Source organism: Microseira sp. BLCC-F43, from assembly GCF_041929235.1.
GTDB lineage: Bacteria > Cyanobacteriota > Cyanobacteriia > Cyanobacteriales > Aerosakkonemataceae > Microseira.
In genome coordinates this window covers 67,746-80,314 of record NZ_JBHFNP010000361.1, presented here as the reverse complement: position 1 = coordinate 80,314, position 12,569 = coordinate 67,746, and the positions used below count along the sequence as shown (strand labels likewise).

The following is a 12,569-nucleotide window of genomic DNA, read 5'->3' as shown; positions in this document are numbered from 1 at the left end:
TTCTTGACATTCGGATGCATGTAAACCCGCTTTCTGCTACCTTGGGTAGATAATGCATGAAAAAAAACATTATGCAACGACCTGATGGGCCAAAAACACCGAAATTACTCAACACTCTCCAAGTAATTATTCGCCCCCTCGAATCTTTAGAAGCAAATGCTCGCCAATACGGCGATATCTTTGCCAGTAAATTTATTGGCTTCCAAAACGTTGTAGTAGTAAGCAACCCACAGGCGATATCTGAAATTTTTACCGCAGATTCAAAACAGTTTGATTCGGGTAAAGGCAACAAAATTTTGCTCCCCCTATTAGGGGAATATTCCATGATTTTGCATGACGGAGATTATCACCAACGTCAGCGACGGCTGTTACTACCGCCATTCCACGGAGAACGAATGCGGGCTTACGGTAATCTAATCTGCGATATAGCCGATCAAGTAATGAGCCAAAAGACGATAGACGAACATTTCTTAGCCCGTCCAGCAATGCAAGAAATTTCCCTGCGAGTTATTTTACGCGCCGTTTTTGGCGTTGCTCAAGGCGAGCGTTTTGAACAACTCAAGCAACTGATTGGTTCGCTATTTGATATTTTCAGATATCCTTTGAGTGCCAGCTTTATTTTTTTACCAGCACTGCAACAAGATTTAGGTAAGTGGACTCCCTGGGGACACTTTGTGGGACAAAAAAAGCAAATTAACGAACTGATTGACGCCCTGATTCGCGAACGAAAAGCTGAAAATGACCCTGATAGGGAAGATATTTTAAGCTTAATGTTATCGGCACGCGATGAAGCAGGCGAACCAATGACCGATGAAGAATTACGCGATGAATTAATGACACTGCTCTTTGCCGGACACGAAACGACAGCGACGGCTTTGGCATGGGCATTGTATTGGATTCACTATTTACCAGAAGTGAAAGAAAAGCTGCTTCAGGAATTAGATACGCTCGATGAAAATGCCGATCCGGGCGTTATTGCTAAACTGCCTTATCTGAACGCAGTTTGTTGTGAAACACTGCGAATTTACCCGGTAGTTTTGTTTACATTTGCTCGGATTGTTAAAGAAACCATCCAGATAATGGGCTATGAATTTCAGCCGGGAACCTTGCTATCTCCCTGTATTTATTTGACTCACCATCGGGAGGATTTATATCCCCAACCGAAGCAGTTTAAACCAGAACGTTTCTTAGAAAGACAATATTCCCCTTATGAATTTTTCCCATTCGGTGGCGGAAATCGTCGCTGTCTGGGGATGGCGTTGGCGCTGTTTGAAATGAAGCTGGTACTGGCAACAATTATGTCGCGGTATCAACTAGAACTTGCAGAAAATCGTCCGGTCAAACCTCTGCGTCGAGGCATAACGATGGCACCTGCTGGCGGCGTGGGAATGGTAATGAAGGGACAGCGGCAAGCGAGTGCAAAAAGTTTGGTGAGTCAAGCGGGTTAACCTCTCCCCCTGCCCCTCTCCTACAAGGACAGGGGAGCAATACTCCCCTCTTCCCTGGTAGGGAAGGGGGGTATGGGGGAGTTAGGTCAACCTTCCCAAGCGAGCTTTACAAATTCTTTATATAGTTCGTTTGGCCTTAAAATCGATGAAAGGCTTAACGAGTAAAGGATTTAACCGCTTTAACCCTGGGAGCGGTTGCCTGTGCAATTGTAAATTTTTGATGAAGCTTACGTAAATACTGAAACAAGAGCCTGGTTTTCGTGTGAAAATTTTTCCGTGGGATTATTGAGCTATTAAGAGCGCTAGCGCTCTTAATAGTTTTGCATAAGGCGACACCCAATTTAGGGGCTGTTCGCCTTCAAATATACCAAAACGCTCTCCGGTAATTCACGTAAAAGCAAGATCGTCTCAAACGCAAGCTAGTTTTTTTATACGTAAAAGTACGTATATGACTTGACGATACATCACAGATCTTGCACTTAAATGGACGAGGCAAAATGCCCATCCTACATGAAATTGTGGGTGGGCGATAGGAACTGCTGCGTCTATTGGTGCAAGATATGTGTTGATTTTTGCAGGATTTATCATGAAAAAACTCACAGCTTTTGCTTCAATAGCCGCGATCGCCACCATTTTGGGGCTATCCCCATCGGTCAGTGCGGTTAATTTGCTCGACGACCCCGGTTTTGAAGTTGAAGATTTCCCCGCTGTTTGGGAAATCAATGGGGGAGTTTACAGGGTTTCCGACTCACTATTCCTCCGTTCTGGCAACTTTGGTGGAGTAATTTCGGCAGATAATGGCAGCATCATACAGAATTTGATTGTTCCTGCTGCCAATCAACTCAAATTCGGTGCTTATGTCCGTTTGTTCACCGGGTATCCTGCTGGCAACTTTGACCAAACTCAGATTACGCTTGGGGTTGCTTCTGCCAAGCGATTTCAGACTGCGGGTTTCGACCCAAATGCGCTTATTTTTTCCTATAACTCCGATCTGCAACTTTATCAAACTGATTGGATCTTGTTAGAAAGCGTTCTCGATGTTGCCGATCTGGCAGGACAAACTGCCTTACTCAACATCAACTTCCAGAACACCACCGATACCAATACCTTTTTAGCTGTGGATGATGCTTTCGTCGAAACTGTGGAGCAACCTTCCACATCGGTTCCCGAACCCTCTTCGGTGCTGGGTTTGCTGGCGCTGGGTGGTTTTGCTGCTGCGTCCTTGCGTAAATAAAAGCTTGTTACTAAGGATAGATAGAAGGCAAAAAAATTGAAAAGGGGCGGGCAATACGTCCCACCCCACAAGAGAGTGGTTTTTTTGTTTTAATCTTGAGTGCGATATGCCTCCCTTCCGCTGGCGCGAACGCATTTTTTGGGGGGAAGAGATGCGCTCGCTTCATCACTATTCTGCCTCTGGGTCAATCCCCATTGCACGCAGGCGTTCTGCTAATTGTGCCGCTTTTCGCTCAGCTTGTTCGGCGCGCTGTCGTTGTAGTGCAGCTTCTTCTTGACCTGTTAGCAACAAATTTCCCTCTAAATCCCACCAACGTAACCAAAGCTGTTCGGGATTGTTCAAAAATGTTCCTCGCCAAAGTCCTATTTCCACGTCTAGCAGTGGAATTGGATAGTGACCTCGTTCATTTGGTTGGAGTTTATGGTAAGTAAAATCGACCAAATGATAAACCTCTAACTTGTCATTTTTAATTTCATAGATTGCGTAGTAGGGAATGCGAATAATTTGCTGATAGACCCAAAATTTACCCGGTCTGCCTCCTGCTTTTACTAAGGCGGGAGTCAAGGGCGTAGCATCTCGTTCCTCATCACCATTTCCACTCGCTAATTCAATTGCAATTAACGGGGCGATGAAGTCACGCCATAATACGTAGAAGTGGCGAGTTTGACCGTCTAATAAAGGTGAAACGTAAGGAACATAAAACCAATCTGGTGCTGCTGCTGCTGCTGCTGCTGCGGAATCTGTTTTTTGCCAATAAATGCCGCAGTCCTGACCGATGCAATACTGCCCATCGGGATGCAGACGTTGCAACACTGGCGCAATCGAATCAGTCAGAATGATGCATTGAGGATGTTCTTGGAAATTTTTCACAAAAGTTCCATCCGACTCTGGTAGTTGCGTATGGTCAGGAAATGGCGGGGGTAGGTCGATTTTGGAAATAGTTTCAGTCATACCTGATAATCTCAGCGATTGATACATACGATCTAATTTTGTCTAAAATTTTAACGATTGGGTGCGTAGGCTGTAGAATTAGCGATCGCACTCGTTGCTTCTGTAAAAGAGTAATTTTGTTTTAGTGATTGCGATCGCTTTACCTAGAGGCAAAGAAGTAAGAAAGGCTGCAAAAAAAGGCTAGTATTAAGGCAGGCAAGCATATGTATTGACCGAATAGAGGAGTTATTGGTGGTAATAATGGAATCGCCAACCCAAAGATTACAAAAGTAATTAGAGGAAAGTAGGCAAAAAATCCTATTACTGGTACAAGTGCTAGCAGGCAGCCTGTTATATTAATTATAAGCAATAAAAAAAAGAACACAGGCATCATGGGGGGATCCCAATCTAATATATAGCCATCGGAGGTGATAAGATTGGAGCCGTAGGGTTCATGACCGAGAGTCATCGCTTTACCAAAACCATTGAAGTCTATATCGTCCCATCTATAGAAGGGTAGATATAAGCTGAATATTGATAAGATTGAAGCTCCCAAAGAGATGCAAATAAAGATTGTTTTAGCGCGCATATCCTTCAATTTTTACTGAAATATCTGTTGATTTTCTAATTTTGTACTTGAACGCACTGCCTTGGATAATAGGTGCGTTACGCTACCGCTAACGCACCCTACGATAAAACTACTGAAGCTTTATCCCCCGCATTGAATAATCCAACAATTCCATCGGGTGCATAATCGGAACTTGCCTACCTTGCAATTCCAAATGCTTGGTAATTTGCAACGTACAACCTGGATTTGCAGAGGCAATTAATTCTGCCCCAGTATTCAACAAATTCTCGACTTTCTGCTGTCCCAATTCTTCCGCAACTTCCGGTTGCAGCATGTTATAAACCCCTGCACTCCCACAACATAAAGCCGCATCAATCGGTTCCCTCAACGTCACTCCCGGAATTTGTCGTAACAATTGACGCGGTTGCACGCTAATTTTTTGTCCGTGTAATAAGTGACAGGCATCTTGATAAACCATTGTCAGGGGTTTATCTGATAAAGGCGATAACTTTGCCGTTAATCCAACTTGGGCTAAAAACTCTTGAGCATCTTTAACTTTCGCCGCGAATGCTTTAGCTTTTTCCCGATAATCTGGGTCATCTTCTAAAATATGACCGTATTCTTTCAAAGTATGACCGCACCCCGCTGCATTGATGATTACGTAATCAACCCCCGTAGCTTCAAAACTATCAATCATCTGCCTAGCTAAAGCTTGAGCTTGTGCTTTTTGTCCTTGGTGTTCCGGCAAAGCAGCACAACAACCTTGCATTTTCGGCACGACAACTTCGCAACCATTCGCCGTTAAAACCCGCACCGTAGCATTATTAACCTTCGAGAAAAATAACCTTTGCACGCACCCTAAAATCACCCCCACCCGATAGCGTTTCTTCCCTTCTGCCGGGATAACTTCCGGCAAAGGTTCATAAAAAGCATCGAGGGGAATGGTTGGCATAATCGATTCCATTGCTGCCAACTGGGGAGATATTTTCTGAAGCAATCCCGTCCCCCGAATTAACTTAGACAACCCCAACTTTTGATAGATTAACATTGGAGCTAACAAAACGCGCAAGCGATTCGGATAGGGAAACAAAGAAAAGATGAGTTTCCGATATAACTTTTCCGGCAACGTGCGGGGATAATTCCGTTCAACTTGGGGACGAGTCGCCGCAATTAACTTATCGTACTGAACCCCAGAAGGACAAGTCGTAACACAAGCAAGACATCCCAAACAACTATCAAAATGCTGCGCCGTTCCTTCCCCAAGCGCCGCCTCCCCTTCATTAATCGCATCCATCAAATAAATCCGCCCTCTAGGCGAATCCATCTCCTTCCCAATCACCCGATAACTCGGACAAGTAGAAAGACAAAACCCACAATGAACGCAAGTATCAATCAACTTAGGATCTGGCGGATGGTCACTATCAAAACCACTCAAATTCTTATCCCCAGTAACCTTAACCAAATTCTCTGAAATTTGCATAATCTCTTTCTTCCTCTTTCTTGGCGTTCTACCCTACGGGAAGCCGCTGCGCGTCTATGGCTTCTTGGCGGTTCAATTCCTCTAAATCCCACCCACAAAACGATGAGGACTAAACATATTTTCCCGATCGAATTGCTGCTTAATTTTCCGCATTAAATCCAAAGCATTGCCACTGTAACCCCAGACATCAAATTGCTGCTTAAAAGCAACAGGTGCTTCCAAGACGGTGAGGAAACCGCTATGGGATTGACAATGCGATCGCATTTTTCCCACCACCTCCCCATCAGGGTTATCCAATCGCAATACCCCCAACCCGCTACCCGCGTGAATGAATGCGATCGCATCCCCAGAGGCAAGACTATCTACCAGGGTAAGAGTTGCGATCGCACCTGTTGGTAACACTCCTATTTTGCAACTAATTCCGCCATTTGTAGCAGATACCTGCATTTGTTCTCCTAACTTCTGCCATAGATTAGACTCATCATTTCCCGCATAGGTACTACCTTTCAACCCCAGATGTTGACCCAGTTCCAAAAGTCGGGCAGACTGTTCTTTAACACTCGCCTCTACACTTTGAAACCGAGTCACCAACCCCATTCCCTCCCCAATACCTAAACGAGTCACTAACCCAGTTGATAGCAGATCAATTGCAGTCGGCGTTAAAGCAGAAGCGAGTAAAGTTTTCGTTGCCTGTGCAATATTATCCGCCGTACCCATTAACACCACCGTCTGGGATGCATCGGGTATCGGATAAACCCGAAACGTGACTTGAGAAATAATTCCCAAAGTGCCATAAGATCCGGTAAATAACTTCATCAAATCGTATCCGGCAACATTTTTTACAACTCGTCCCCCCGCTTTAGCAATTTCACCATCAAACCGGACAAAAGAAATTCCTAAAAGCATATCTCGCACCCCGCCATATCGCTGACGCAAGGAACCCGCATCCGCCGTCGCAACGATGCCGCCAAGGGTCGCATGTTGGGGATAAGCGGGGTCAAGGGCGAGAAATTGTCCTTCTTTGGCTAAAATTGCCTGAAGGTCGCCGAATTTCATTCCCGCTTCGGCGGTAACGGTCAAGTCGCCGACGGCGTGTTCTACCAGTCGGTTTAGTCGCGCGGTACTGACAACGACGATCCCCCCAACCCCCCTTCCCAAGGGGGGCAACGGGGGGATCCCCCTTCCCAAGGGGGGTGAGGCGGGATCTGTTTGCACCAAACCCCCCCAACCGAGTTTGCTACCGTTTCCTGTGGGTAAAATCTGCCAGCGCTTGCGGTAAGCACAGGCGACTACTTGTCCGAGTTCTTCCTGTGCGTCGGGATAGGCGATGCAGTCGGGTTGAGTTTCCGGGGTGACTGCTGTGGTAATCTTTTCTTGCCAATCGGTGTCTAGCTTTGAGACGCCAGAAGTGCCGATAATGGGTTCTAGGGTTTGCGCGATCGCTTCGGTTTGCTGTATCACTATTACATTTTCTTAATGTTTACTGCTGATAAAGATTCTATTTCCGTTTGGATATTCTGTCGAGCCTTGATTTCTCTGGTGTCAAATATTTGAGCGTTGAAATATATTCTTTCGCGTTTTAAAAATTTCTGCAATACCTGTATTCTGCCCAATCGATACTCTACCTCGGACAGCCAGGAATATTCTTTTCTAATTGCCCGAGCATAAATATGATACTCGAACGAAGATGCCCCTAATATAGATAAGTCTGCATCCAAGAATATATAAGTATCAATATCATTGTCTGGTGCTTGATGGGTTTTAGTCGCTAATATTATTTTAGCAACTTTATCTATAGTTGAAGATGTAATTTTTATAATTCTTAGAATATTAGTTGCATATTCAGCACTTTTTTCTTCATTATCCTTGGCTTTCGGGTCGTAGATAATATCGTGAAACCAGGCAGCAAATTCGAGTGCGGCGGGGTTTTCGGCTGGCAAGCGCATCTCGTCAATTATCTGTAAAACTTGTAAAATATGCGTCAAGTTGTGATAATGTCTGTCAGCGCTGGAATAAGCGGAGGCTATGTCAGTAAATATTTCCTGGCTAATAACTGGATTAACACCGAAAGGTGCGAGTAGGGAATGAAATTTTGTGGATGCGATCGCTGCATACATAACTAATATTGCATTCTTTTTGTCACAGCCATACAATTTGTATTCAGGAAAAACACAGGACAATATGGAAAAAGCTACCTTTGCTGCGGGTTGTTTTTGGGGTGTGGAAGACACCTTTCGGAAAGTCAAAGGCGTAATTTCGACTTGCGTTGGCTATACAGGCGGACATTGGCCTAATCCATGCTATTTAGATGTATCTGCTAGGGTAACGGGTCATGCCGAGTCGGTGCAAGTGGAATATGACCCTACTTTAGTCAGTTATGAACAACTTTTAGCAGTCTTTTGGAATTGTCACGACCCGACGCAATTAAATCGACAAGGACCAGACCGAGGCGAACAATATCGGTCTGTTATCTTTTACCACAATTTGCAGCAAGAGGCGGCTGCCAGGAAATCCAAGCAAACCTTGCAAATATCGGGAAAATATGATAAGGATATTGTCACAGAAATTAAACCCGCCAGCGAGTTCTATTTAGCCGAGGAATATCACCAGCAGTATTTTGAAAAGAAACGACGCAAGTCAGAAATGCTGTAAACTGATTTCAAAAACCCGGTTTCTATTCCTGGTAACTCAAAGAAACCGGATTTTTTATTCTGTTATTTAACCAATCTGCTGACCAAGTTATGAGCCGGACTTTCTGGATTACCCTTTTCATCGCCTTTGCGAATTCCCTCTCGTTTACGATTCTCATCCCCATCCTTTATTTGTATAGTCGGCAGTTTGGATTGAACGATTTCCAAACAAGTCTCTTATTTGCTACCTATGCCGCTTCCCAGTTTTTTGCTACGCCAGTGATTGGCAAACTTTCCGATCGCTTTGGACGCAAGCCGCTGCTAATTATCAGTTTAACAGGAACTGTTATTGCAAATTTCCTCGCCGGAACGGCTACCCATGCGAGCATGTTATTTTTCGCCCGATTTCTTGATGGTATCACTGGTGGAAATATTTCCGTTGCTCAGGCGATTATTTCAGATATTACTCCACCTGAAGGGCGTGCCAGAGCGTTTGGAATGTTTGGTGCAGTAACTTTTGGGTTAGGATTTGTGGTAGGGCCAGCGGTGAGTTTATTAGCGCAGCAGTTTTCCTTGGGAACAGGTTTTTTGGTGTCGAGCGCGATCGCATCCATCGCCTTGCTCGCCACTATTACCAACCTTCCCGAAACTTTACGCACAAAAGCCGATAAAGCCAGGAATATATTCGACCTCGGTTTAGGTAATTTGATTACTGGATTGGTAATCCCAAAAGTGGGAATACTGTTAATTATTAACTTCCTCATCGGCACTACTTTTACAATTTTTACCTTCGCCTTTCAGCCGTATTATATCCAAATACTCGGTCAGAACAGCACCTCGCTGACGCTTTTATTTATCACATTTGGAACCCTATCCGTTGCGATGCAGGTCAAAGGTATTGCTCTATTAACCGACCGGATCAGTTTAGTGAATATTTTATTTTTGGGTCTATCCGTTCGCAGCTTATCGTTTCTATTGATGCCAGCCGTTACAAACATCGTTTACTTTGCGATCGTCAGCAGTGTTTTTGCCTTATTTAATGCCTTGGTACAACCAATGGTTTCTACGCTAATTTCCCTCAATGCCAAACCAGAAGCTCAAGGAACTGTGATGGGTTTGAATGCTTCCTATCTCAATGTTTCTAACGCTTTTGGCCCGATTATTGCTGGAATTATTGTCAATCAAACCAATCCGATTACCTATAGTTATCCGCTGTATTTGGCGGGGGCGCTGACTTTTTCAGTCTTGTTGTTTGCGATCGCAACTCGCCGTCAGTACGCACCAATCCCGACTTCCTGACGAACGTTGCGATCGCTTATATCAACTCTCTAAAATCCGATCCCCCCTAACCCCCCTTCCAAAGGGGGGAACCGGAATTAAAGTCCCCCTTTACCCCCCTTCCAAAGGGGGGAACCCCCATCAAAGTCCCCCTTTGGAAGGGGGATTTAGGGGGATCTGCTTCCGGTTAAGCGATCTACCAACAGCAATCTACCGGCTGATGTTAATATAGCGAGTCAAAATCCGAATTATCTCACCTTGGATCGGAGAGGGTGGACTCCATGCAGCGACTTCTGCAAAACGAACTACATGCAAGTGGTGGACAACGCTATTAACTGCAAAAGGAACACCGCAAGCAAGCAGGCGCACGGGTGTCTTCCCCTCCGGTATTGTAAAACTTCACTCAACATTGACTGACAATGGTCAAGTATGGTATTTTATTACTTGAGAGCCCAAAAGCCACCTCAACAAAGATTAAGAAAAGATCTTAATCTCACTCAAAAGTAATCCCAATTCACTCAAAGGCGTGATGAGGGATAGGGGGTGTCTGGTAGTACATCCAAGGCATATAACGTCATAGTCCCCACCAAAATGTGGTTCTGCGATGGCGTTGCTATTAGCCCCAGTAGGTGGTCAACCGTGTCCATGATTGTCCATCCGAAAAGGAACTATCTGAGCGATCGCTCTCAAGTTTTCCAGGCTAGAGGGGGCGATCGCTTTGTCATGTCTGTATTTAACAATTAGGCGGGAAGTCCCACGCCTCAAGCGTTGCTTGGCGCTCTCGTTGAAAGCCGCGACCGACGTAGGTACGGAGTCGGTCAATCTGGCGTCTCTTGATTCTCAATATATCGCCTAAGAATAGAGATAGTAACGCCGCCACAAGAAGCAATGAAATAAGAGCTGCTCCATAAAACATCTTTCCAGTAGAACTGGTCAACATGTTCGGTAAATTCACTCCTAAGCCGACGACTTGTGACAGTTTTGATATTGTTGACAAACTTGGGGATTTCCATCTGAGGGTAGTACTGGAATAACAGATGAATGTGGTCTTCTTCCCGGTTGAATTCAATAAGTTTACAGTCCCATTTCTGACATAAATCATTGAGGATTTCCTTGAGCCTAGCCATCATCTCAAGGGTAAATACCTTGCGTCGATACTTAGTTACGAGGACTAAGTGAGCCTTGAGGTCTGAAACGGAACGTCCTTTACTTACCCAATCTTTTTTCATTGTCGTTAATTAGTGGTATGCTATTAGCATACGAGTTGCCACTATGAAGCTCGCTCACCGATACAAGTTAAAGCCGACAGCACAGCAAAGAGTCACGCTAAGAACGTGGCTTGAACTGTGCCGTCGGCAATATAACTATCGGTTGGGCGAGGGTTTGCGTTGGTGGGAGGCAACTCGCACACCCGTAAATGCCTGTCGCCTAACTTGCTCCATTGTCCCAGTAGAGGAAATCTACAAGGACATTCCCGAATATCGGGTACAAGTTAGGGATGGCAGGAAGAAAGACAAAGATGGAAAGCCTGTCACCAAAAAAGGAGACACGCATCCTAATATTGTTTGCGGCTATGTTGAATGGCAGTCCGTTCAGTTGGCAGACCTAAAGAATACCAAGAAGAAGTTTCCTGAATACAAGCAACTTCATTCCCAGGTACTTCAGGATGTAGTGAATCGAGTAGATTATGCATTCTCTCGTTATACTACTCCTGACAAAAATGGGAAGCGTTCTGGACGACCTAAATTCAAGGGAAAGGTCTACTACAAGTCTTTCACATATTCACAGCTAACCAATGCTCATTTAATTAAGGATGAAAAAGGTAGAGATTTAGTCGATTTACCAGGAATCGGATTAGTCTCATTGGTGCTACACCGACCAATTCCAACTGGGTTCAAAGTTAAAACGGCAACTGTAAGATGTGAAGCTGATAGCTGGTACATCACCTTCAGTTTGGAAGATAATACAGTGCCAGTAAAAGAGGATGAAGCAATTCAGCCCACTTGGTCTAACAGTGTTGGGATTGACTTGGGACTGGAGGACTTCCTGGTAACAAGTGAAGGTGACTTTGTTGATGTTCCTCAGTTTTTGAGGAAAGCAGCATCTCGACTAGCCAAACTGCAACGAAACCGAGAAAAACACTTTCATGGGTCTTATCCAAGGCGTAGGCTTAATCAGAAAATTGCTAAACTACATGCTTATATTGCACGGTGTAGGATGCAGTTTCATTTTGAGATAGCCTACAAGATATTGGATAAGACTAGGATTATTTTTGTTGAATACTTGAGTCTGAAGAACCTAATTAGACGTAACAAACCCAAGACAGATAGTGAGGGAAATTACGTGGCTAATGGGCAATCTGCTAGGGCTGGACTCAACAAGAGTTTCGTTGATGCTGCTCACGGTCAGTTTGTCAGCATCCTCAAGTGGGTTGCATGGAAACTGGGTAAACGAGTTATTGAAGTTGACCCGTGGGGAACTTCTCAACATTGTCATAACTGTCTCAATAAAACACCAAAAGCACTGTCAGATCGCTGGCATGACTGCTCCAATTGTGGAGTGTCAATGCAGCGCGACCATAACAGTGCCATCTTGATCAAGAAAGTGGGGTTGGGCGTTGCCTCACTCAAAAATGCCCTTAAGGGAAAGAAGCCTACACCATAACGAAGTTTGGTGTAGGTACGTCACGGAAAAATATAGATGTGAAGTGATAGCATCGGCCTTGCAGCACTAATGGATATCGATTGAGTACTGGAGTGACGATCCGCTGGAAATTGGCAGTAGTAATGGCTGAACGCAACATTAGTAACAAGGAACTGGCTGCCCTAATTGGGATGCATCCGACCTCTGTTTCTCGGCTAAAGACTCGTCGTACCTTCCCGAAAATTGACGAAGATACCCTGAGTGCGCTTTGCAAAGCGCTAAAGTGTCAGCCAGGAGACTTAATGGTGTACGAAGAAGATGAAGCGGATGGGTAGCTGGTAGTTCAAGCAACCCGGTT

At 44.8% G+C, this 12,569-nt stretch carries 12 protein-coding genes; 6 read left to right on the top strand and 6 right to left on the bottom strand.

Annotated features, from left to right (window positions below; genetic code table 11):
• Positions 1 to 56 precede the first annotated feature (56 nt).
• Positions 57 to 1,448, top strand: coding sequence for a cytochrome P450 (locus ACE1CM_RS47960; protein ID WP_374886700.1), 1,392 nt, complete (start codon positions 57 to 59; stop codon positions 1,446 to 1,448).
• Between the two features lie 586 nt (positions 1,449 to 2,034).
• Positions 2,035 to 2,682: a PEP-CTERM sorting domain-containing protein gene (locus ACE1CM_RS47955; protein WP_374886699.1), complete on the top strand. Its 648-nt coding sequence runs from the start codon at positions 2,035 to 2,037 to the stop codon at positions 2,680 to 2,682.
• Between the two features lie 168 nt (positions 2,683 to 2,850).
• On the opposite strand, the gene ACE1CM_RS47950 is transcribed toward ACE1CM_RS47955, so the two are convergent.
• From ACE1CM_RS47950 to ACE1CM_RS47935, 4 genes are all read right to left on the bottom strand, one after another.
• Positions 2,851 to 3,633: a Uma2 family endonuclease gene (locus ACE1CM_RS47950; RefSeq protein ID WP_374886698.1), complete on the bottom strand. Its 783-nt coding sequence runs from the start codon at positions 3,631 to 3,633 to the stop codon at positions 2,851 to 2,853.
• Positions 3,634 to 4,310: 677 nt separating this feature from the next.
• Positions 4,311 to 5,660 carry a (Fe-S)-binding protein gene (locus tag ACE1CM_RS47945; protein ID WP_374886697.1) on the bottom strand — a complete coding sequence of 450 codons (1,350 nt, stop codon included), beginning with the start codon at positions 5,658 to 5,660 and terminating at the stop codon, positions 4,311 to 4,313.
• A gap of 81 nt (positions 5,661 to 5,741) precedes the next feature.
• Positions 5,742 to 7,121 (bottom strand): FAD-binding oxidoreductase, encoded by a 1,380-nt coding sequence (locus ACE1CM_RS47940; protein WP_374886696.1) that lies wholly within the window; start codon positions 7,119 to 7,121, stop codon positions 5,742 to 5,744.
• A gap of 2 nt (positions 7,122 to 7,123) precedes the next feature.
• Positions 7,124 to 7,777, bottom strand: coding sequence for a hypothetical protein (locus tag ACE1CM_RS47935; protein WP_374886695.1), 654 nt, complete (start codon positions 7,775 to 7,777; stop codon positions 7,124 to 7,126).
• A 64-nt stretch (positions 7,778 to 7,841) separates the two neighbouring features.
• Here ACE1CM_RS47935 and msrA point away from each other — a divergent pair, with 64 nt between their 5' ends.
• Both msrA and ACE1CM_RS47925 read left to right on the top strand, forming a co-directional pair.
• Positions 7,842 to 8,312 (top strand): peptide-methionine (S)-S-oxide reductase MsrA, encoded by a 471-nt coding sequence (gene msrA, locus ACE1CM_RS47930; RefSeq protein ID WP_374886694.1) that lies wholly within the window; start codon positions 7,842 to 7,844, stop codon positions 8,310 to 8,312.
• A gap of 89 nt (positions 8,313 to 8,401) precedes the next feature.
• Positions 8,402 to 9,589 (top strand): MFS transporter, encoded by a 1,188-nt coding sequence (locus ACE1CM_RS47925; protein WP_374886693.1) that lies wholly within the window; start codon positions 8,402 to 8,404, stop codon positions 9,587 to 9,589.
• Between the two features lie 612 nt (positions 9,590 to 10,201).
• Here the strand turns inward: ACE1CM_RS47925 and ACE1CM_RS47920 are convergent.
• The gene (locus ACE1CM_RS47920; protein ID WP_374886692.1) at positions 10,202 to 10,390 is read right to left on the bottom strand and encodes a hypothetical protein; all 189 of its coding nucleotides are present in this window, start codon (positions 10,388 to 10,390) and stop codon (positions 10,202 to 10,204) included.
• Positions 10,387 to 10,797, bottom strand: coding sequence for an IS200/IS605 family transposase (gene tnpA, locus ACE1CM_RS47915; RefSeq protein ID WP_374886691.1), 411 nt, complete (start codon positions 10,795 to 10,797; stop codon positions 10,387 to 10,389). Before tnpA ends, ACE1CM_RS47920 begins: the two co-directional genes overlap by 4 nt.
• A gap of 43 nt (positions 10,798 to 10,840) precedes the next feature.
• Between tnpA and ACE1CM_RS47910 the strand changes: the two genes are divergently transcribed.
• Entirely contained in the window at positions 10,841 to 12,232 is a 1,392-nt protein-coding gene (locus ACE1CM_RS47910) for an RNA-guided endonuclease InsQ/TnpB family protein (protein ID WP_374886690.1), read from the top strand.
• 92 nt (positions 12,233 to 12,324) lie between these two features.
• The gene (locus ACE1CM_RS47905; RefSeq protein ID WP_374886689.1) at positions 12,325 to 12,546 is read left to right on the top strand and encodes a helix-turn-helix domain-containing protein; all 222 of its coding nucleotides are present in this window, start codon (positions 12,325 to 12,327) and stop codon (positions 12,544 to 12,546) included.
• The last annotated feature ends 23 nt before the right edge of the window (positions 12,547 to 12,569 follow it).

Coding starts and splice junctions, on each gene's coding strand:
- ACE1CM_RS47960 (WP_374886700.1), top strand. CDS start 57: ATGAAAAAAAACATTATGCAACGACCTGATGGGCCAAAAACACCGAAA.
- ACE1CM_RS47955 (WP_374886699.1), top strand. CDS start 2,035: ATGAAAAAACTCACAGCTTTTGCTTCAATAGCCGCGATCGCCACCATT.
- ACE1CM_RS47950 (WP_374886698.1), bottom strand. CDS start 3,633: ATGACTGAAACTATTTCCAAAATCGACCTACCCCCGCCATTTCCTGAC.
- ACE1CM_RS47945 (WP_374886697.1), bottom strand. CDS start 5,660: ATGCAAATTTCAGAGAATTTGGTTAAGGTTACTGGGGATAAGAATTTG.
- ACE1CM_RS47935 (WP_374886695.1), bottom strand. CDS start 7,777: ATGTATGCAGCGATCGCATCCACAAAATTTCATTCCCTACTCGCACCT.
- msrA (WP_374886694.1), top strand. CDS start 7,842: ATGGAAAAAGCTACCTTTGCTGCGGGTTGTTTTTGGGGTGTGGAAGAC.
- ACE1CM_RS47925 (WP_374886693.1), top strand. CDS start 8,402: ATGAGCCGGACTTTCTGGATTACCCTTTTCATCGCCTTTGCGAATTCC.
- tnpA (WP_374886691.1), bottom strand. CDS start 10,797: ATGAAAAAAGATTGGGTAAGTAAAGGACGTTCCGTTTCAGACCTCAAG.
- ACE1CM_RS47910 (WP_374886690.1), top strand. CDS start 10,841: ATGAAGCTCGCTCACCGATACAAGTTAAAGCCGACAGCACAGCAAAGA.